We start from the raw sequence: 19268 nt of genomic DNA on the forward strand, positions 1-19268 counted from the left end.
AGCCAAAGTTACACTTTGGCTGCCGAAGAATCAGGACTTTTGGTGGTTGTTAGGCAGAAATATCGTCAGGATGCCGATAAGAGGCAGGAAAGCGCAGATTTTATAGACCAGCTCGATACTGGTATGGTCAGCTAACAGCCCCAGAACCGCGGCGCCAAGGCCACCCATGCCAAAAGCGAATCCGAAGAACAAACCAGAAACCATGCCGATCCGCCCCGGCAACAGCTCCTGAGCGTAGACCAGAATGGCGGAAAAAGCCGACGCGAGGATAAAACCAATTATCACCGTTAAAATGCCGGTCCATTCCAGCGATGCGTAGGGTAAAACAAGAGTAAACGGCGCTACGCCAAGGATAGACCCCCAAATAACATATTTGCGCCCAATCTTATCGCCTACAGGCCCGCCAATCACCGTTCCCGCCGCGACGGCAAAAAGGAAAGCAAACAGATGAAACTGCGCGTTTTGCACCGATAATCCAAACTTTTGCATCAGATAAAAGGTGTAATAGCTGCTGATGCTCGCCATATAGAAGTATTTTGAGAAAATCAGCAGCAAAAGAATGCTAACCGCCAGAATGACTTTGTTTTTCGGCAATGGATTGACAATGACCGCTTTGGGTTTACCTTTGTTCATACGGTGCTGAGCGGCATACCAGCGGCTGATCTGCGCCAGCACGACGATCGCCAGCAGCGCCGCCAGGACAAACCAGCCAACGTTACCTTTGCCGTAGGGCGCGATAATCAGGGCCGCAAGCAGCGGGCCTAACGAACTGCCAAAGTTGCCGCCGACCTGGAATATCGACTGCGCCAGGCCATGGCGACCGCCGGAGGCCATTCGCGCCACGCGTGAAGACTCCGGGTGAAAGACCGAAGAGCCGGTACCGACCAGCGCGGCAGCCAGCAGAACCATCCCGAAGCTCCCGGAAATCGCCAGCAGCACCAGACCGCTTAAGGTAAAGCACATGCCTATCGGTAGCGACCACGGCATCGGGTGTTTGTCGGTCAGATAGCCCACGACCGGCTGCAGCAGCGAGGAGGCCAACTGGAAGGTTAGGGTAATCATCCCTATCTGCACAAAGGTCAGCGAAAACTCGGCCTGCAGCAGCGGGTAGATAGCCAGAATAAGCGATTGGATCATATCGTTTAGCAAATGCGAGAGGCTGATAGCGCCGAGAATGCGAAACGAGGTGCGTGCTTTTTGCGGCGCAGCAGCAGGGCCGGATAAGGGTTGTGCGGTCTGATTCATTGCCATAGGTTCGCTTAAGTATTTTTTATAGAGGATGCAGGTGGAATTATTATCTGCCTAACATACCTGCCCCTAAGGTTTGAAGGAAGTCGCAATTCTGAAAACATATTTGTCTAATCGGCTAACTCGCTATACTTTCGGCACTTGTCATTTCGTCAGGGAGAGAAATATGCACTTTATGAAGCAAGGCGTTGCGCTGGCGCTATTCACGGCGTTATCGCTGGGGAGCCTGTCTGCGCAGGCCTATGAGCAGGATAAAACCTATAAAATTACCATCCTGCATACTAACGATCATCATGGCCACTTCTGGCGCAGCGACTACGGCGAATACGGGCTGTCGGCACAAAAAACGCTGGTGGACGGCATTCGCAAAGAGGTGGCGGCAGAGGGCGGCAGCGTGCTGCTGTTATCCGGCGGCGATATCAACACCGGCGTGCCGGAATCCGACTTACAGGACGCGGAACCCGATTTTCGCGGGATGAACCTGATTGGCTATGATGCGATGGCGGTAGGCAATCACGAGTTTGATAATCCCCTTAGCGTACTGCGTCAGCAGGAAAAATGGGCGAAGTTCCCGTTCCTCTCCGCCAATATTTACCAGAAAAGCACCGGCGAGCGTCTGTTTAAGCCGTGGGCGCTGTTCAAACGCGGCGGGCTGAATATTGCGGTTATCGGCCTGACGACCGACGATACGGCCAAAATTGGTAACCCTGAGTTTTTTACGGATATCGAGTTCCGCAAACCGGCGGAAGAGGCCAAACTCGTTATCCAGGAGCTGCAGCAGAATGAAAAACCGGACGTCATTCTGGCCACCACCCACATGGGCCATTATGACAACGGCGCCCACGGCTCGAATGCGCCGGGCGACGTCGAGATGGCGCGCAGCCTGCCGGCAGGTTCGCTGGCGATGATCGTCGGCGGCCACTCGCAGGACCCGGTATGCATGGCCTCTGAGAATAAAAAACAGGTGGATTACGTTCCGGGCAGCCCGTGCGCGCCGGACAAGCAGAACGGTATCTGGATCGTCCAGGCCCATGAGTGGGGCAAATATGTGGGCCGCGCCGACTTCGAATTCCGCAACGGCGAAATGAAGCTGGTGCACTATCAGCTGATCCCGGTCAACCTGAAGAAAAAGGTCACTTACGACAACGGCGAGAGCGAGCGCGTGCTCTATACGCCGCAAATCGCCGAAAATCCGCAGATGCTCTCCCTGCTGACGCCGTTCCAGAATAAGGGCAAAGCGCAGCTGCAGGTCAAAATCGGTAGCGTAAACGCGCACCTGGAGGGCGATCGCAGCAAAGTGCGTTTTGTGCAAACCAATATGGGACGTCTGCTGCTGGCGGCGCAAATGGCGCGCAGCAATGCCGATTTCGCTGTGATGAGCGGCGGCGGAGTGCGTGATTCGATTGAAGCGGGCGATATCACCTATAAAGACGTGATGAAGGTACAGCCTTTCGGCAACGTGCTGGTGTATGTCGATATGAGCGGTAAGGAAGTGACGGAGTATCTGACCGCCGTGGCGCAGATGAAGCCCGATTCTGGCGCCTATCCGCAGTTTGCCAACGTCGGTTTTGTGGCCAAAGACGGTAAGCTTAATAATTTGACCATCAAAGGCGAACCGGTCGATCCGGCGAAGACCTACCGTATGGCGACCCTGAGCTTTAACGCCACCGGCGGCGACGGCTACCCGCATATCGATACCAGGCCCGGCTATGTGAATACCGGCTTTATCGATGCCGAAGTGCTGAAAGAGTATATCCAGAAAAACTCACCGCTGGACGCGGCGGCCTATGAGCCGAAAGGCGAGGTGAGCTGGCAGTAACGTCCGAGCGACTCCCCGGTGGCGCTGCGCTCACCGGGGCTTCAGGTCTAAGCGGTTTTGGATTTGGTAGCCCGGACAAGGCGCGTCAGCGCCGCCTCCGGGAGTGTCCTCTGACGAAAAACCGTCAATTAATCGCGACGCGCGATATCGGCGAATTTTGCCTCAAGGATCTTCGCCAGATCGCTGGCCGCCAGCTCAATATCCAGCCCGCGTTTGCCGCCGGAAATATAGATGGTGGCAAACGACTGGGCCGGTGCGTCAATCACCGTCGGCAGGCGTTTTTTCTGTCCAAGCGGGCTGATCCCGCCCACCAGATAGCCGGTGACCCGCTGTGCGACCATCGGGTCTGCCATATCGACTTTCTTAGCGCCTAAAGCCTTCGCCACCTTTTTCAAATCCAGCTGACCCGCTACCGGCGTCACCGCTACGGCCAGATGCTTCATGTCGCCGTTGACGGCGACCAGCAGCGTTTTATAGACCTGGTCCGCGTTGAGCCCCAGCTTACGCACCACCTCATCGCCAAAATTGGTTTCGTTCGGATCGTGATCGTAGCTGTGAATGTGAAAACTAATTTTGTTTTTTTCGAGTAATTTTACGGCGGGAGTCATCGTTATCCTTCTTACCAACCGATTTAATGTGACATAAGCATACGCCCGACGGCTGTCTAAAAAATAGTATCATCTTGCGCAATAGTATTGGCAGTGATGGTCACTTTGAGCGACAATCAGACGATCCGGGGCGCGAACCCCGGAATAATAATAATGATGAAATTCCTCTTTGACGGGCCAATAGCAATATTGGCCATTTTTTTACGTCAGCATGTCCGGCAGATTTCCTTCCCCGTACAAATGAAGCGCCCCTACGGCAACCACGTAGCGCCCCGGCGGCAGCGCCAGCAGCGTTTCGCGCCAGGCGAGATTGCGCTGATGCATCAGCACATCATACAGCGACTGGCTAAACGTTGTCGGCAGCGAGGTTGCGCCCGTTGACGGCGGCTGCTCCAGCCACCAGCCGATCATCACCTGCAGCAGACGCGCATTCGTGCGCCAGTGGGTGAGGGTATCCTCCAGCAGCGCCAGGCCGCCGTCGGGCAGATCCCGCAGCAGCGCTATCTGTCTATCGGCCCCCTCCAGCTCCATCACGCGGATATGGCTCTCGCGCGCCGCCATCAATAGCTGATAATCAATGCCGTAATCCGCCCTGAGCCCCAGTTTTTGCGCCTGAGTCGCCTGCAATACCATCGCCACCTGCCACAGCGGCTGGCTGTCGAACAGCGCGATGGACAGCCCCATTTCTCCCGCACGATCTTGCAGTTCAGCAAGCTGGGATGGGCTCAGGCGTTCCGCCAGCGGCGGACAGGAGGGGAGGTTGCTGAATGGCGTTTCGCTGCCGCTAATATCCGCTTCCACAATCAGCGCATCGGCCTGGCGGATCTTTTTTAACAGCCGGGCGGGCGGCGGCGACATGTCGCGGGTGCCCATATGAATACTGCCGACCAGGTGCAGATAGCGCTCGCCGGGCAGGGTGATATCCAGCGCGGGCCAGGAATAAGACGAGCCGACGGCGGCTTGCCACAGCATTTTTATTCGGTTTAACAGGCCCATACGTGCTCCATGAAGTGAAGGCTTCATGCTAGCGCGTATGGGATACAACATCTACTCTTTCGGCTTATAGCGCAGCAGGCGGTTGGCGTTGCTCACAACGGTAATCGAAGAGAGCGCCATGGCCGCGCCCGCCACCACCGGGTTGAGCAGCGTGCCGGTCAGCGGCCACAGGATCCCGGCGGCAATCGGAATGCCCAGCGAGTTATAAACAAATGCCCCCAGCAGGTTCTGCTTCATATTACGCAGCGTGGCTTTGGCGATGTCCAGCGCATCGGCAACGCCGTTCAGGCTATGGCGCATCAGGGTAATCGCCGCCGTCTCAATGGCGACATCGCTGCCGCCGCCCATGGCGATCCCCACATCGGCCTGCGCCAGCGCGGGCGCATCGTTGATACCGTCGCCGATCATCGCCACCTGATGCCCTTCGCTTTGCAGGCGCTTAATCGCATCGGCTTTCCCGTCCGGCAGCACCCCGGCAATCACCTCATCAATGCCCGCCTCTTTGGCGATAGCTTTGGCGGTGGTGGGGTTATCTCCGGTCAGCATCACCAGACGATAGCCCTGGCGGTGCAGCCTGGCTAATGCCGCCACGCTATCTTCGCGCAGCGGATCGCGGATGGCGAACAGCGCCGCCGCCTGACCATCTACCGCCAGCAGCACCGGCGTGGCACCCTGTGACGCCTGGGCGGTCATGTCGTCTTCTATTTCAGCCGTTGCAATCTTGTGCTCATTAAGCAGCGCCTGGTTGCCGAGCAGCAGACGGCGGCCTTCGGCTTCGCCGCTGACCCCCAGCCCGCGCAGCGTGCGGAAGTTTTCTACCGCAGGCAGGCGTTGGTCCGCGGCTTTGTCGAGAATGGCGCGCGCCAGCGGGTGGCTGGAACCTTGCTCCAGAGACGCCGCCAGACGCAGAGCGGTGGACTCATCCATGGCGGTAAAGGTTTTTATCGCCACCACCTGCGGTTTACCCTCGGTCAGGGTACCGGTTTTATCAAAGACCAGCGTATCGAGAGTGCTGGCGCGCTGCAGCGCATCGGCGTCGCGCACCAGTACGCCGTACTCCGCCGCGCGGCCCACGCCGGAGATAATCGACATCGGCGTTGCCAGCCCCAGGGCGCACGGACAGGCGATAATCAGCACCGTGGTGGCGATCACCAGGGTATAGACAATTTGCGGCGCCGGGCCAAAAAAGTACCAGATCGCGGCGCTGAACAGGGCTATCGCCACAACCGCCGGGACGAACACGGCGGAGATTTTGTCCGCCAGCTGGCCGATTTCAGGTTTACTGCTCTGCGCCTGGCGCACCATGCGGATAATGCGCGCCAGGGTGGTTTGACTGCCGACGGCGCTGGCGGTAAACAGTACGCTGCCGTCCTGCACTACGGTCCCGGCATGAACGGCGTCACCGTCGCCTTTTTGCTGCGGCACCGGCTCGCCGGTGAGCATCGCTTCATCGAACCAGGCTTCGCCCTGGCTAATGACGCCGTCGACCGGTACGCGATCGCCGGTGGTCAGACGCAGGATCATTCCCGCCTGAACCTCAGCCAGCGGCAGATCTTTTTCGCCTTCGTCGGTGACCACCTTCGCTGACGGCGGGGTTAAATCGAGCAGTTTTTCCAGCGCTTTCGAAGAGCGCTGGCGCGCGCGGGCTTCCAGCATATGGCCCAGGTTAATCAGACCGATAATCATCGCGCTGGCTTCATAATAAAGGTGGCGGGCTTCCATCGGAAACCACTGCGGCCACAGGTTGACGCTCATTGAATAGAGCCAGGCGACGCCGGTACCCAGCGCTACCAGAGTATCCATGGTCGCGGTGCCGTTTTTCAGGCTTTTCCACGCGCTGCGGTAGAAATGGCCGCCGGCAAAGACCATCACCGCCAGGGTGACAACACCGATAGCCAGCCACAGGGAGCGGTTATCATCGCTGACCATCATATTGTCGCCGATCATTCCCCAGCCCATGACCGGGATACCGACCAGCAGGGCGACGATAGCCTGCCAGCGGAAGCGCTTCATTGTGGCGACGGCGGTTTCCTGCTGGCGCTCGCGGCGTTCGAGGTCGTCTTCGATAGCTTCCGCGCCGTAGCCCGCTTTCTCTACGGCCTGGACTAATTCTGCGGCGGACGCGCTGCCCATCACCAGCGCAGTGCGTTCCGCCAGGTTGACCCGCGCCTGCGAGACGCCAGGCACCGCGGCGAGCGCGTGTTGTACCCGGGATACGCAGCTGGCGCAGCTCATGCCGTTGATTAACAGCTGCTGGCTGTCATCTTCGTCACGGGCTGCCGGAAGCTCAGAGGTGGCCGCTGTCAGCGCTTCCGGCAGGATTGATGATTCTGCCAGCGGTTTAGCCTTTGGGTGGCTGAGCTCCGCGCCGTATCCGGCCTGTTTAATGGTCTCAATCAGCGCTTCCGCGCTGGCGCTGCCCGTGACGTGGGCTTCGGTAACGGTGACTTCCGCCTGCTCAACGTCGGGACGCTGCTCCAGACTCTCTTTCACCCGTTTAACGCAGTGACCGCAGGAGAGGCCATCAAGCGCGAGGTCGATAGTGGTAGACATACATAACTCCTGAATAAATTTCCGGTTAATGATTGACCGAACACACTCTTTCATCGAGTATTAACAAGGTTAAACCTTCCAGCAAGGGGAAGGTCAAGGGGGAAAGATGAATATTAGCGATGTGGCGAAAAAGACCGGTTTAACCAGCAAAGCGATCCGTTTTTACGAGGAGAAGGGGCTGGTGACGCCGCCGCTGCGTAGCGAAAACGGCTACCGCAGCTACAGCCAGCAGCATCTGGATGAACTGACCCTGCTGCGCCAGGCGCGCCAGGTGGGGTTTAATCTGGAAGAGTGTCGCGAGCTGATATTCCTGTTCAACGATCCCTCGCGGCACAGCGCCGACGTGAAACGCCGGACGCTGGAGAAAGTCGCGGAAATTGAGCGGCATATCAGCGAGCTGCAGGGCATGCGTACGCAGCTGCTGGCGCTGGCGGACTCCTGCCCCGGCGATGACAGCGCGGATTGCCCGATCATCGATAATCTCTCAGGCTGCTGTCACCGCAAGGCGCAGGCCTAGCGGCCGTTAGGGAGCTCCCTGATCCGCAGCGTAATCCCCTCGACGGCGACCACTTCAACCTTGCTGCCCGCCGCGAGGTCGTCATCGGCAATAACCGGCCATGAACTGTCGCCCACGCGGACGTGTCCGCGGCCGTTAACCAGCGCCGTTTCCAGCGTAAAGCGGCGGCCAAGCAGCTGCTGCCCGCGCTGATTAAGCTGAGCGTCCGCCGGCTTCTGGCGCTTAACGCGGTTACGCAGCCAGCGCGACCACAGCCAGGCCGCCAGCAGAGTCAGGACGGCAAACAGCGTACCCTGCCACTCCCAGCTCAACGGCAGCATCCAGACCAGCAGCCCGGTTACGACGCCGGCAATGCCGCTCCACAGCAGATAACCGTTGCCGCCGAGCATTTCCGCCGCCAGCAGCAGCCCGCCGAGGCTGAGCCAGAAAATATGCGGGTGGGCGAGAATCAGCGCGATCATGATTTTTTCTGCGCGCCAGCGCCTTCTTTAAGCAGCTCGCCGATCCCGGCGATGGAGCCCATCAGGCTGCTGGCATCGAGCGGCATCAGCACCACTTTGCTGTTGTTGGCCGCGCCAATTTGCTGCAGCGCATCGGTATATTTCTGCGCGACAAAGTAGTTGATGGCCTGAATGTCGCCGGAAGCGATAGCGGATGAGACCATCTGCGTAGCGCGCGCTTCCGCTTCCGCGGAACGTTCGCGCGCCTCTGCCTGTAAAAACGCCGACTGACGCTCGCCTTCGGCTTTGAGGATCTGCGACTGCTTCTCGCCCTCGGCTTTTAAAATTTCCGCCTGACGTATCCCTTCGGCCTCAAGAATATAGGCGCGCTTGGTGCGCTCGGCTTTCATCTGGGCGTTCATTGAGGCGATAAGCTCCGCCGGCGGGCGTACGTCGCGGATCTCAACGCGGGTGATTTTGATGCCCCACGGGTTGGTCGCTTCATCGACAATATGCAGCAGGCGGGTGTTGATGCTGTCGCGCTGGGAGAGCATTTCGTCCAGCTCCATGGAGCCCAGCACGGTACGAATGTTGGTCATGGTCAGGTTGATAATCGCCAGCTCGAGGTTGCTGACTTCATAGGCGGCTTTCGGCGCGTCGATAACCTGAATAAAGCACACCGCATCAATGGTGACGTTGGCGTTATCGCGCGAAATCACCTCCTGCGAAGGGATATCGAGCACCTGCTCCATCATATTAATTTTGCGCCCGATACGATCCATAAAGGGCACCACCAGGCTCATCCCGGGCTGCAGCGTTTGCGTATAGCGGCCAAAGCGCTCTACCGTCCACTGGTAGCCCTGAGGAACGATTTTTACCGCCGCTCCGACGATAACCAGCGCGACGAAAATAAGAATGGGGATAAAAATCAGCATCAAAAACCTCCTGTCTTGTTGCCTGTTGATGCGCCGGGAGAGTGGCGCGCGTTTAACCAGAGTATATCTTTCCGCGCATCCGGGTGAAAGAAAAGTGGAGTAAACTAGAGGCGTTGTCGAAAAACTGGGAATAATAATGACCGAAAGTAACGCTATTTTGCGCCTGGACAATGTGGGTTTTCAGGCCGATGGAGTGACCATCCTTAATGAGATGAGTTTTCAGCTCAGGGCAGGGGAATTTAAGCTGATTACCGGCCCTTCCGGCTGCGGAAAAAGCACGTTATTAAAAATAATCGCTTCGCTGCTGAGCCCCACCGCGGGAAGCATTTTCTTCGCCGGTAAAAACATTAATGACTTAACGCCGGAAACCTATCGTCAGCAGGTTTCCTACTGCGCGCAAACCCCGGCGCTGTTCGGCGATTCAGTGTATGACAACCTGGTCTTCCCGTGGCAGATCCGTCATCAACAGCCGGATCCCAACGCGCTGGTCGCCGATCTGCTGCGCTTCGGGCTGGCGGAGAATACGCTGGAAAAGTCAATCAATGAACTTTCGGGCGGGGAAAAGCAGCGAGTTTCGTTGATTCGCAATCTGCAGTTTTTACCGCAGGTGCTGCTGCTCGATGAAATTACCAGCGCGCTGGACGAGAGCAATAAAAAAAACGTGAATGAGATTATCCATCGCTACACGACCGAAAAAAATATCGCCGTTCTGTGGGTCACTCACGATAGCAATGAAATTGCCCATGCGGATGAAGTGATTACCCTAAAGCCTGCCGGCGGAAAAGCGCAGGAGGAGAAAAAAAATGAACGGGCATAATATTACTAACGAATCGCTGGCGCTCTCCATGGTTCTGGTGCTGGTGGCGATCGTGGTCAGCTACCGGGAAAAGCTGGCGCTGGAAAAAGATATTATCTGGAGTATCTGCCGGGCGATTGTGCAACTGATTATCGTCGGCTATGTGCTGAAATATATCTTTAACGTTAATCACGCCGTGCTGACGCTGCTGATGGTGCTGTTTATCTGCTTTAACGCGGCGTGGAATGCGAAAAAGCGCAGCAAATATATCGATAAAGCCTTTGTTTCTTCGTTTATCGCGATAACCACCGGCGCCGGGTTAACCCTGGCGGTGCTGGTTTTTTCCGGATCGATTGCGTTTGTGCCGATGCAGGTGATTCCGATTGCCGGGATGGTGGCCGGTAACGCGATGGTGGCGGTCGGGCTGTGCTACAACAACATGGGGCAGCGCTTCAGCAGCGAGCAGCAGCAGATCCAGGAGAAGCTGAGCCTGGGCGCGACGCCGAAGATGGCTTCCGCAAGGCTTATCCGCGATAGCATTCGCGCCGCGCTGATCCCGACGGTAGATTCGGCGAAAACGGTGGGGCTGGTGAGCCTGCCGGGGATGATGTCGGGGCTGATTTTCGCCGGGATTGATCCGGTAAAAGCGATTAAGTACCAGATTATGGTGACGTTTATGCTGCTGTCGACCGCCAGCCTGTCAACGATTATCGCCGGGTATCTGACCTACCTGAAGTTCTTTAATGCTCGCCATCAGCTGGTGGTGACGCAGCTGAAAAAACGCGCGTAAGTTTTTTCCCCGGAGGCGGCGCTGAACGCGCCTGCCCGGGCTACCGTCCCGCTGACGGCGGAGAACCTGTAGCCCGGCTAAGCGCAGCGCGAGCCGGGTTATTTACGATTAATAAAGCAGAGAGTAGAGCTGGCGGCGGTACTTCGCGGCCAGCGCGTCGCCGGTGCCGAGGGCGGAGAGGATCTCCTGCAGCAGCTTGCGAACCTCGCCGTTTCCGGCGCCTAAATCTTTTTGCAGATGGCTGAACAGCAGCGCCAGCGCCTCTTCGTTACGCCCCACCTGATGCAGCTGTAATGCCAGCTGGGAGGCCAGCGCCGCGTCTTCCGGGTTCTGCTCTACCTGCTGCTGCAGCTGCTGAATTTCCGGCGTGTCGGCGGCTTTTTTCAGCAGCTCGATCTGCGCCACCAGTCCCTGATAGCGGGTATCCTGATCCTGCAGCGGCACGGTTTTCAGCACCGTTTCCGCTTCATCGGAACGGTGGAGGGCAATCAGCGTTTCCGCCAGCAGCAGGCCAATCTGGCTCTCCTGGTTCGACAGTTGCCAGGCGTCTTTCAGCAGCGGCAGCGCTTCGGCGTAGTTCTCTTCCTCCATCAGCGCCAGCGCCTGCTGCGCTTTGAGCTCCTCTTCGCGCGGCAGGAACTTATCCAGCAGCGCGCGCACCGCTTCTTCCGGCTGCGGGCCTTCGAAGCCGTCGACCGGCTGACCGTTCTGGAACAGGTAAACCGTAGGGATTGCGCGCAGGCCAAACTGCGAAGCCAGCATTTGTTCGGCATCGCAGTCAACTTTAGCGAGGGTAAACAGGCCGTTGTACTGGGCGGCGAGGCTCTCCAGTACCGGCGTCAACTGCTCGCAATGTTGGCTGCGCGCGGACCAGAAATAGAACAGCACCGGCGTTGTCGCGGACTGCTGTAGCGTCTGGTGTAGGTTAGCTTCGGTAATATTGACAATATTCTGTGCGGACATGAGCAAGTCTCTTTAATCGATATTTGTATAGATATATGGGGGCGACGGCAGGCGCTTCAACTTAGCCCTGGATAATTTTGTCCATCGCGCGGGTCGGCAGCAGGCGTTTCAGCAGGGCGACCGCATGCGCCACCAGAGTGACCCGGTAGCGCAGCTTCGGTTTATCGCTGACAAAAGCATGGCGCACTTTTTCCACCACCGCTTCCGGCCCGAGAGTAAAGCGGGCGGCGATGCCGGGGTTTTCCACCGGCTTATCGGTCTGGGTCTGGTTGACGTTGTTGGTGAAGCGGGTGTGGATCGGGCCCGGCTCAATCAGGATGACCTTAATTCCGCTGTGGCGCAGCTCCATGCGCAGCGCGTCTGACCAGGCTTCCAGCGCGAATTTGCTGGCGGCATAGGCGCCGCGGCCGGGGCTGGAGATAATTCCCATCACCGATGAGGTCATCACAATACGCCCTTCGCCGTGCGGCTCCATCGCCGGAAGCAGCAGCATCGTTAGCTGATGGACGCCGAAAAAGTTGGCGGAAAACTGCTGCTCCATCTGCTGGCGGCTGATGGTCGGCAGCGGGCCGTAGACGCCGTAGCCCGCGTTGTTAAACAGGCCGTACAGGCGGTTGTCGGTCAGGGCAATCACCTCGGCGGCGGCGCGTTCAACGCTCTGCGGATCGTCAAGATCCAGCAACACACCGGTCAGCCCCAGCTCCTGCATCCGTGCGACATCTTCCGCTTTGCGGCAGGCGGCCAGCACGTTAAAGCCCTGGCGCTTTAAATCAAGGGCGCTTTCAAGACCAATTCCGCTGGAACATCCTGTAACTAAAACCGATTTTTGCATAACTTTACCTGCAAATGACTCGCTGTTATCAGGAGTCATGATTAACTAAGGGAGCCAAACGCGTCGCCATCCAGTCGGCGATAAACGGCTGGGCGTCGCGATTAGGGTGAATTCCATCGTCCTGCATCCACTGCGGTTTCAGATAAACCTCTTCCATAAAAAAGGGCAGCAGAGGAATATCAAACTCTTTGGCCAGTGCCGGATAAATTGCGCTAAAGGCTTCATTATAACGGCGGCCATAGTTGGCGGGCAGGCGAATTTGCATCAGCAGCGGCTGGGCGTTCGCCGCTTTGATATGCGCAATAATGGTACGCAGCGTCTGCTCCGTCTGCTGCGGCGGGAAACCGCGCAGCCCGTCGTTACCGCCCAGCTCTACCAGCACCCAGCGCGGCTGATGCTGCTTAAGCAGAGCCGGCAGCCTTGCCAGCCCCTGCTGCGAGGTATCGCCGCTGATGCTGGCGTTAACCACCGGCGTTTTGGTCTGCCACTTATCGTTAAGCAGCGCAGGCCAGGCGGTATTGCCCGCCATGCGATAACCGGCGCTCAGACTGTCGCCGAGAACCAACAGCGTGTCGGCCGCCATCGCGCGGCAGGTAAACAGGACCAGAAACAGGAAAGGCAAATGCCAGCGGAAAACATACTTGAAGTTCATCGTCTTAAGAAATCCGTCGGTCAGGGTGAGCATCAGCTTTCCATCCTTACCGGAGTTGAGCTGGTTGTCAAACAGGGGCAGACCATCGCCCTGATTGGCGAGTCGGGGTCCGGTAAATCGACGCTGCTGGCGATCCTCGCCGGGCTGGACGACGGCAGCAGCGGGGAGGTTTCGCTGCTCGGACAGCCGCTGCACCAGATGGACGAAGAGGCGCGGGCGAAGCTGCGCGCTAAGCACGTCGGCTTTGTGTTTCAATCTTTTATGCTGATACCCACCCTCAATGCGCTGGAAAACGTTGAGCTTCCGGCGCTGCTGCGCGGCGAAAGCGATAGCCAGAGCCGCGGCAGCGCCCGGGCGCTGCTGGAGCAGCTGGGGCTGGGCAAACGCCTGCATCACCTGCCGGTACAGCTCTCCGGCGGCGAGCAGCAGCGGGTCGCGCTGGCGCGCGCGTTTAACGGCCGTCCGGAGCTGCTGTTCGCCGATGAACCCACCGGCAACCTCGACCGTCACACCGGGGATAAAATCGCCGACCTGCTGTTCTCGCTGAACCGCGAGCACGGCACCACGCTGATCCTCGTCACCCACGACCCGCTGCTGGCGGCGCGCTGCGACCGACGGCTGAGGCTGGTGGATGGCCAGCTGCGGGAGGAAGCATGATCGCCCGCTGGTTCTGGCGCGAATGGCGCTCGCCGTCGCTGCTGATCGTCTGGCTGGCGCTGAGCCTGGCGGTGGCCTGCGTGCTGGCGCTGGGCTCGATAAGCGACCGCATGGAGAAAGGACTCAGCCAGCAGAGCCGGGAATTTATGGCCGGCGACCGCACGCTGCGCAGCTCGCGCGAAGTCCCAGGCGCATGGATTGACGAAGCGCGTCGCCTTGGTTTAACCGTCGGCGAACAGCTGAGCTTCGCCACTATGACGTTTTCCGGCGATACGCCGCAGCTGGCGGACGTCAAAGCGGTTGACGACACCTATCCGCTATATGGTCAGCTGCAGACCCAGCCGCCGGGGCTGAAGCCGCACGCCGGCACCGTGCTGCTGGCGCCGCGATTAATGGCGCTGCTGAATCTGAAAACCGGCGACACCATCGACGTGGGCGACGCCACGCTGCGCATTGCCGGCGAGGTGATACAGGAGCCGGATGCCGGATTTAACCCCTTCCAGATGGCGCCGCGGCTGATGATGAATACCGCAGACGTGGCGAAAACCGGCGCGGTGCAGCCCGGGAGCCGCGTCTCCTGGCGCTATAAGTATGCCGGAACCCCGCAGCAGCTGGCGGACTACGAAAAGTGGCTGCTGCCGAAGCTGGGGCCTGAACATCGCTGGATCGGCCTGGAGCAGGATGACAGCGCGCTGGGTAAATCGCTGGAGCGCTCGCAGCAGTTTTTGCTGCTGTCGGCGCTGTTAACGCTGCTGCTGGCGGTCGCCGCGGTGGCGGTGGCGATGAGTCATTACTGCCGCAGTCGTTACGATCTGGTGGCGATCCTTAAAACCCTCGGCGCCGGGCGGGCGCAGCTGCGCAAGCTGATTGTCGGCCAGTGGCTGATGCTGCTGGCGCTGGCGGTGGTTGCCGGCGGGGCGATGGGCGTCGGGCTGGAGCATATTCTGCTGCTGATGCTTAAGCCGGTGCTCCCGGCGGCGCTGCCGGCGGCGAGCGGCTGGCCGTGGCTGTGGGCGATCGGCGCGATGGTGGTGATTTCCCTGCTGGTCGGGCTGCGTCCTTATAGACTGCTGCTGGCGACGCTGCCGCTGCGGGTGCTGCGCCAGGATGTCGTCGCCAACGTCTGGCCGCTGACGATCTATATTCCAGTGGTGTGCGCGGTGGTGGTAGCCCTGCTGGCGCTGCTGATGGGCGGCAGCCCCCTGCTATGGGCGGTGCTGGCGGGCGCCGTGGTGCTGGCGCTGCTGTGCGGCCTGGCGGGATGGGGCGTTCTGTGGCTACTGAAGCGTTTGACGTTAAAAGCGCTGCCGCTGCGCCTGGCGGTGAACCGTCTGCTGCGTCAGCCGTGGTCGACCCTGAGCCAGCTGGCGGCCTTTTCGCTGTCGTTTATGCTGCTGGCGCTGCTACTGGTGCTGCGCGGCGATCTGCTTGACCGCTGGCAGCAGCAGCTGCCGCCGGAAAGTCCTAACTATTTCCTGATTAACATCGCGCCGGAGCAGGTGGTGCCGGTGAAAACCTTCCTCGCCGAACATCAGACCCGCGCCACCGAGTTCTACCCCATCGTGCGCGCCCGCCTGACGCAAATTAACGGTCAGGTGACGGAGGGCAATAAAGATGAAGCCCTGAACCGGGAGCTTAACCTCACCTGGAGCCGCGAGCGTCCGGATCATAATCCGCTGGTTGCCGGTAGCTGGCCGCCGAAGTCGGGCGAGGTGTCGATTGAAGAGGGGCTGGCGCAGCGTCTGGGCGTCAAGCTCGGCGATAGCGTGACCTTTACCGGGGATACTCAGGACTTTAGCGCGAAGGTGTCCAGCGTGCGTAAAGTCGACTGGGAGAGCCTGCGGCCGAACTTCTTCTTTATCTTCCCTCAGGGGGCGCTCGACGGCCAGCCGCAAAGCTGGCTGACCAGCTTCCGCTGGGATAACGGCAACGGGATGCTCACGCAGCTCAACCGCGAATTCCCCACCGTCAGCCTGCTGGATATCGGCGCGATTTTGCAGCAGATTGGCCAGGTGCTGACCCAGGTAAGCCGCGCGCTTGAGGTGATGGTGATTCTGGTGACCGCCTGCGGCGTTTTGCTGCTGCTGGCGCAGGTACAGGTCGGGATGCGTCAGCGTTATCAGGAGCTGGTGGTCTGGCGCACGCTGGGGGCCGGGAAGTCTCTGCTGCGCACCACGCTGTGGGCGGAGTTCGCGCTGCTGGGCGTGGTGTCCGGCGTCGTGGCGGCGATTGGCGCTGAGGTGGCGCTGGCGCTGCTGCAAAGCAAAATCTTTGACTTCCCGTGGTCTCCGGACTGGCGGCTGTGGGTGATGCTGCCGCTCTGCGGGGCGATACTGCTGTCGCTGTGCGGCGGCTGGCTGGGGCTGCGTCTGCTGAAAGGTAAGGCGCTGTTCCGCCAGTTTAGTCAGGGATAGGGTTAGCTATGTAGCCCGGGTAAGGCGTTATCCGCCACCCGGGGGGGTCACTGTATGCGGGAAAGTAGCCCGGGTAAGGCGTCAGCCGCAACCCGGGGGGTTACCCGGTACGGATGCGCGTTGCTATTGCAGATGACCGTGGTTCAGCGCGGTGAGCGGCTCATTAACATCGAAAATTTTGCAGATAACCTCGTTTACGCCGAGAGATTTCAGGCGCGCGGTGTGCTTGTTGAGATAAGCGAGCGCGGTTTCTTCATTCGCAAAAAGATAGATCCCGCCCGCCTCCTGATTTTTTTCGCTTTCCGTCCAGACCTTCCAGATAAAACCCGGCTCCTGATTGATGGACTCGGCCAGCTCCACGAGCTGACGGGACATCTCGCTGCCGAAGGGACCGTTAAAGGCAAAGTGCAGCTGCAGTAGTTTTTTCGACATACTTCCTCCATGGATGATGTTTGCGCGGTAATAGACCATTTTAATGACATGGCGATGAAAAGATAACCACAGTTTTTTTAACGGCACAAAATGGTAAGTCACTGATTTTTAACCGCACGAAACATTAAAAACTCAACAACACGCCATACTCGATCGCAGTTAATATTCAACTGGCAAATATAAGGTTGCTTATTAATCAAGGAAAAAGTATGGCACATAAAATAAAAGCGCTGGCGATAACGATCGGCGCAGCCCTGGCGTTAACCTCTTTTGCATCCCAGGCGGAAATTACGCTTTTAAAACAAGATCCGCAGGCGGGCGATCCGTTAAGCCGGCTTAATTTCACCGTCGGCGGGAGCATCCGTCCCCAGTTCAACATGATGTCCGGCGACGGAGACAAAGGCTCTTATAAACGTAACGGTTTCGATGGCGGTACCCGTTTCCGCTTCGCCGCCGACTACTATCTGTTCGATGATATTAGCTGGATCAGCTACTACGAGCTGGGCGTCAATGTTCCGGCGCTTTTCGACTGGGATAACCACTACGCCGAAGGCGCGAATAACACCAGCCGCCGTATGCTCTATACCGGCCTGAAAAGCGATACCTGGGGGACGTTAACCTACGGTCAGCAGAACAGCGTTTATTACGACGTGGTCGGGGTAAAAACCGATATCTGGGATTACGACATGATAGGCCAGGCGCCGGGTAACGGCATCAACGGCGACTACGATGGCTCCTATCGCTCACGCAATATGCTGAAATATAAGAAAACCGTTGGCGATGTCGATCTTTACGCCTCTTATCTGTTTGAGGACAGCGAATATCTGCCGGGCAACGGCCTGCGCTACAAGCGTAAAGGCGGCGGCTCCATCGGCGCCGATTACCACATCATGAAGGATTTGACCTGGGGCGCAGCGTGGAACTATACCCGCGCCGATATGCGTAACCCCTCCAGTTCAGACAGCAAATCATACGATCAGAATATTGTCGGTACCGCGCTAAGCTGGACGCCGGATAACTGGACCTTCTCCTTCGGCGGCGGCTGGTATCAGAACTTCCTGACCACCAAAAAAACCGATGTTCATAACTACTTCGCGGGCGATGCCTGGGGTATTGAGTACTTTGCCGGTTATAAATTCCCGATTGGTCAGTATGCGGTGAAATCTATTCAGCCGTACTTTATGGGCGACCGCCTGCAGTACGTGAACGGCCGCAACTATCAGCGGATTGATAACGGCGTCGGCGTGAGCTTCCAGCTGGATTATGGTTTCCGCGTTGACTATGAACACGTCTTCACGTCGAGCACCGACAACCTGGGCGATATGAACCTGGTGCGTCTGCGCTACGACTTCTAAGCGCTGACACTTCCCCGGTGACGCTGCGCTTGCCGGGGCTACAGGTTCACCGCCGTCTGCGGACCCGTAGCCCGGCTAAGGCATTTACGCCGCAAGCCGGGACAAGAGAGGATGTGATTACTCCGCCAGCCAGGCGGCGACGTCCTGCCAGCTGCCGCGAAAAATAATCTTCTCCGCTTTTTTGCCGAGCTGGTAGCGGTACATCGGATCGTAATACTCGTTCAGCAGGGGAACCAGCCAACTGAAGTGGGCTTCGGTGCTGGCGGTTCGCTGCTGCTCAAGCAGGGCTTCATCAAGCCGGGCGGTGAGCTGGGCAAAACGCTGTAACCCGAGGCGGCGGCGGATTGCGAACAGACCATGATGCAGATATTCGCTATACGCCTGCCAGCCTTGCTCTTCGCCGTAGGCCGCCAGGAAATCATGATGCATGCGCGCAAAATACTCTTCCCGCAGCCGTTCAAGACGGACAGCGAACGGATCTTCCACCACCGCCAGCGGCGACTGCGCCATGCGAAGGCGCATGCACTCCGGCAGGTGATTGGCGCCAATCATATGCCCCTCATCCTCCAGCACCCAGCGCGTTTGCTGCCCTGACTTTTTGAGCATTGCCACGGCCAGGTGATTTTCAAAGGTTGCCTGCTGATGCTGCTCCTGCAGGGTTCGGCCAAATGAAGAGCCGCGGTGATGGGCGAGCCCTTCGAGATCGATACCGTCCGGTTGAGCGCCGACCAACTGGGTTTTACCGTTACCGGTACAGCCGCCGATCAGCACGATAGGGCGCTGCACCAGCTCTTCGGTAAGCTGTATCGCCGCCTGGCGCAGCGCTTTGTAGCCGCCGACGATCAGCGGGTAATCCACGCCCGCTTCCTTCAGCCATTGCTGGACGATATGCGAACGCTGGCCGCCGCGAGCGCAGCACAGGTAGCCCTCGGGATAGCGCGCGCAGGCCTCTTTCCAGGCGGCGAGGCGGTGGGCGCGAATCTCGCCGTTGACCAGCTGATGGCCCAGCGCGAGGGCGGCGTCCGGCCCCTGACGCTTATAGCAGGTGCCGACGGCGGCACGCTCGTCATCGTTCATCAGCGGCAGGTTGATCGCCGCGGGCATGGCGCTTTGCCTGAATTCAACCGGGGCGCGTACGTCAATCAGCGGCGTATCGCTGGCGAGAATCTGCCGAATATTCTGTGGGACTAATTCCATCATTTAAACCGTTAAGCCATTCAGACGCGTCGCTCGACGCGATAATTCCTCTATTGTACGCGGT

General features: G+C 58.6%; 18 protein-coding genes. 7 read left to right on the forward strand and 11 right to left on the reverse strand.

Annotated elements, in window-relative coordinates; translation table 11 throughout:
* Window positions 1-30: 30 nt before the first annotated feature.
* Window positions 31-1251 carry an MFS transporter gene (locus tag SIK97_RS01325; protein ID WP_004848370.1) on the reverse strand — a complete coding sequence of 407 codons (1221 nt, stop codon included), beginning with the start codon at window positions 1249-1251 and terminating at the stop codon, window positions 31-33.
* Window positions 1252-1414: 163 nt separating this feature from the next.
* Here SIK97_RS01325 and ushA point away from each other — a divergent pair, with 163 nt between their 5' ends.
* Complete coding sequence (ushA, locus tag SIK97_RS01330) at window positions 1415-3067, forward strand: bifunctional UDP-sugar hydrolase/5'-nucleotidase UshA (protein WP_014228215.1); 1653 nt, start codon at window positions 1415-1417, stop codon at window positions 3065-3067.
* A gap of 128 nt (window positions 3068-3195) precedes the next feature.
* Here the strand turns inward: ushA and ybaK are convergent, their stop codons facing one another.
* The 3 genes from ybaK to copA all read right to left on the reverse strand — a co-directional run bounded on the left by ybaK (window position 3196) and on the right by copA (window position 7224).
* Window positions 3196-3675 (reverse strand): Cys-tRNA(Pro)/Cys-tRNA(Cys) deacylase YbaK, encoded by a 480-nt coding sequence (gene ybaK, locus SIK97_RS01335; RefSeq protein ID WP_014228216.1) that lies wholly within the window; start codon window positions 3673-3675, stop codon window positions 3196-3198.
* A gap of 201 nt (window positions 3676-3876) precedes the next feature.
* Entirely contained in the window at window positions 3877-4671 is a 795-nt protein-coding gene (locus SIK97_RS01340; protein ID WP_032748312.1) for a TraB/GumN family protein, read from the reverse strand.
* 51 nt (window positions 4672-4722) lie between these two features.
* Window positions 4723-7224, reverse strand: coding sequence for a copper-exporting P-type ATPase CopA (gene copA / locus SIK97_RS01345; protein WP_032748314.1), 2502 nt, complete (start codon window positions 7222-7224; stop codon window positions 4723-4725).
* A 106-nt stretch (window positions 7225-7330) separates the two neighbouring features.
* On the opposite strand from copA, the gene cueR reads away from it, so the two are divergent.
* Window positions 7331-7741, forward strand: a complete 411-nt coding sequence (gene cueR, locus SIK97_RS01350) for a Cu(I)-responsive transcriptional regulator (protein ID WP_014228223.1) — start codon at window positions 7331-7333, stop codon at window positions 7739-7741.
* Here the strand turns inward: cueR and SIK97_RS01355 are convergent.
* Together SIK97_RS01355 and SIK97_RS01360 are read right to left on the reverse strand one after the other, a co-directional pair.
* Entirely contained in the window at window positions 7738-8202 is a 465-nt protein-coding gene (locus SIK97_RS01355; protein WP_032748316.1) for an NfeD family protein, read from the reverse strand. The genes cueR and SIK97_RS01355 overlap by 4 nt on opposite strands.
* A complete protein-coding gene (locus tag SIK97_RS01360) occupies window positions 8199-9116 on the reverse strand; it encodes an SPFH domain-containing protein (protein ID WP_004129981.1) in 918 nt (305 codons plus the stop codon). The genes SIK97_RS01355 and SIK97_RS01360 overlap by 4 nt, the downstream gene beginning before the upstream one ends.
* Before the next feature lie 136 nt (window positions 9117-9252).
* Between SIK97_RS01360 and fetA the strand changes: the two genes are divergently transcribed.
* Together fetA and fetB are read left to right on the forward strand one after the other, a co-directional pair.
* Window positions 9253-9933, forward strand: a complete 681-nt coding sequence (gene fetA, locus SIK97_RS01365; RefSeq protein ID WP_004848402.1) for an iron efflux ABC transporter ATP-binding subunit FetA — start codon at window positions 9253-9255, stop codon at window positions 9931-9933.
* On the forward strand, window positions 9920-10702 hold the full coding sequence (gene fetB, locus SIK97_RS01370) for an iron efflux ABC transporter permease subunit FetB (protein ID WP_004129987.1): 783 nt from the start codon (window positions 9920-9922) through the stop codon (window positions 10700-10702). Before fetA ends, fetB begins: the two co-directional genes overlap by 14 nt.
* Window positions 10703-10810: 108 nt before the next feature.
* On the opposite strand, the gene SIK97_RS01375 is transcribed toward fetB, so the two are convergent.
* From SIK97_RS01375 to tesA, 3 genes are all read right to left on the reverse strand, one after another.
* The gene (locus SIK97_RS01375; protein ID WP_014228228.1) at window positions 10811-11665 is read right to left on the reverse strand and encodes a co-chaperone YbbN; all 855 of its coding nucleotides are present in this window, start codon (window positions 11663-11665) and stop codon (window positions 10811-10813) included.
* A gap of 61 nt (window positions 11666-11726) precedes the next feature.
* Window positions 11727-12536: an SDR family oxidoreductase gene (locus SIK97_RS01380; protein WP_162557615.1), complete on the reverse strand. Its 810-nt coding sequence runs from the start codon at window positions 12534-12536 to the stop codon at window positions 11727-11729.
* The gene (gene tesA, locus SIK97_RS01385) at window positions 12526-13149 is read right to left on the reverse strand and encodes a multifunctional acyl-CoA thioesterase I/protease I/lysophospholipase L1 (RefSeq protein WP_032748323.1); all 624 of its coding nucleotides are present in this window, start codon (window positions 13147-13149) and stop codon (window positions 12526-12528) included. Before tesA ends, SIK97_RS01380 begins: the two co-directional genes overlap by 11 nt.
* Here tesA and ybbA point away from each other — a divergent pair.
* On the forward strand, window positions 13120-13806 hold the full coding sequence (ybbA, locus tag SIK97_RS01390; RefSeq protein WP_014228231.1) for a putative ABC transporter ATP-binding protein YbbA: 687 nt from the start codon (window positions 13120-13122) through the stop codon (window positions 13804-13806). The two genes, tesA and ybbA, sit on opposite strands and share 30 nt — an antisense overlap.
* A complete protein-coding gene (gene ybbP / locus SIK97_RS01395; RefSeq protein WP_032748326.1) occupies window positions 13803-16220 on the forward strand; it encodes a putative ABC transporter permease subunit YbbP in 2418 nt (805 codons plus the stop codon). The genes ybbA and ybbP overlap by 4 nt, the downstream gene beginning before the upstream one ends.
* 123 nt (window positions 16221-16343) lie before the next feature.
* Here ybbP and SIK97_RS01400 read toward each other — a convergent pair whose 3' ends face one another.
* A complete protein-coding gene (locus SIK97_RS01400) occupies window positions 16344-16652 on the reverse strand; it encodes a monooxygenase (protein ID WP_014228233.1) in 309 nt (102 codons plus the stop codon).
* 209 nt (window positions 16653-16861) lie between these two features.
* Between SIK97_RS01400 and SIK97_RS01405 the strand changes: the two genes are divergently transcribed.
* The gene (locus SIK97_RS01405; protein WP_032748329.1) at window positions 16862-18007 is read left to right on the forward strand and encodes a porin; all 1146 of its coding nucleotides are present in this window, start codon (window positions 16862-16864) and stop codon (window positions 18005-18007) included.
* A 117-nt stretch (window positions 18008-18124) separates the two neighbouring features.
* Here the strand turns inward: SIK97_RS01405 and mnmH are convergent, their stop codons facing one another.
* On the reverse strand, window positions 18125-19204 hold the full coding sequence (gene mnmH / locus SIK97_RS01410; RefSeq protein WP_032748330.1) for a tRNA 2-selenouridine(34) synthase MnmH: 1080 nt from the start codon (window positions 19202-19204) through the stop codon (window positions 18125-18127).
* Window positions 19205-19268: the final 64 nt, after the last annotated feature.

It is taken from the genome of Klebsiella sp. JN_Kp126, from assembly GCF_033843325.1.
In the GTDB taxonomy this organism is placed as follows: domain Bacteria; phylum Pseudomonadota; class Gammaproteobacteria; order Enterobacterales; family Enterobacteriaceae; genus Klebsiella; species Klebsiella michiganensis.

Bases quoted from the DNA above. Each gene is read 5' to 3' on its own strand.
- SIK97_RS01325 (WP_004848370.1), bottom strand. From the start codon at position 1,251: ATGGCAATGAATCAGACCGCACAACCCTTATCCGGCCCTGCTGCTGCG.
- ushA (WP_014228215.1), top strand. From the start codon at position 1,415: ATGCACTTTATGAAGCAAGGCGTTGCGCTGGCGCTATTCACGGCGTTA.
- ybaK (WP_014228216.1), bottom strand. From the start codon at position 3,675: ATGACTCCCGCCGTAAAATTACTCGAAAAAAACAAAATTAGTTTTCAC.
- SIK97_RS01340 (WP_032748312.1), bottom strand. From the start codon at position 4,671: ATGGGCCTGTTAAACCGAATAAAAATGCTGTGGCAAGCCGCCGTCGGC.
- copA (WP_032748314.1), bottom strand. From the start codon at position 7,224: ATGTCTACCACTATCGACCTCGCGCTTGATGGCCTCTCCTGCGGTCAC.
- cueR (WP_014228223.1), top strand. From the start codon at position 7,331: ATGAATATTAGCGATGTGGCGAAAAAGACCGGTTTAACCAGCAAAGCG.
- SIK97_RS01355 (WP_032748316.1), bottom strand. From the start codon at position 8,202: ATGATCGCGCTGATTCTCGCCCACCCGCATATTTTCTGGCTCAGCCTC.
- SIK97_RS01360 (WP_004129981.1), bottom strand. From the start codon at position 9,116: ATGCTGATTTTTATCCCCATTCTTATTTTCGTCGCGCTGGTTATCGTC.
- fetA (WP_004848402.1), top strand. From the start codon at position 9,253: ATGACCGAAAGTAACGCTATTTTGCGCCTGGACAATGTGGGTTTTCAG.
- fetB (WP_004129987.1), top strand. From the start codon at position 9,920: ATGAACGGGCATAATATTACTAACGAATCGCTGGCGCTCTCCATGGTT.
- SIK97_RS01375 (WP_014228228.1), bottom strand. From the start codon at position 11,665: ATGTCCGCACAGAATATTGTCAATATTACCGAAGCTAACCTACACCAG.
- SIK97_RS01380 (WP_162557615.1), bottom strand. From the start codon at position 12,536: ATGACTCCTGATAACAGCGAGTCATTTGCAGGTAAAGTTATGCAAAAA.
- ybbA (WP_014228231.1), top strand. From the start codon at position 13,120: ATGCCAGCGGAAAACATACTTGAAGTTCATCGTCTTAAGAAATCCGTC.
- tesA (WP_032748323.1), bottom strand. From the start codon at position 13,149: ATGAACTTCAAGTATGTTTTCCGCTGGCATTTGCCTTTCCTGTTTCTG.
- ybbP (WP_032748326.1), top strand. From the start codon at position 13,803: ATGATCGCCCGCTGGTTCTGGCGCGAATGGCGCTCGCCGTCGCTGCTG.
- SIK97_RS01400 (WP_014228233.1), bottom strand. From the start codon at position 16,652: ATGTCGAAAAAACTACTGCAGCTGCACTTTGCCTTTAACGGTCCCTTC.
- SIK97_RS01405 (WP_032748329.1), top strand. From the start codon at position 16,862: ATGGCACATAAAATAAAAGCGCTGGCGATAACGATCGGCGCAGCCCTG.
- mnmH (WP_032748330.1), bottom strand. From the start codon at position 19,204: ATGGAATTAGTCCCACAGAATATTCGGCAGATTCTCGCCAGCGATACG.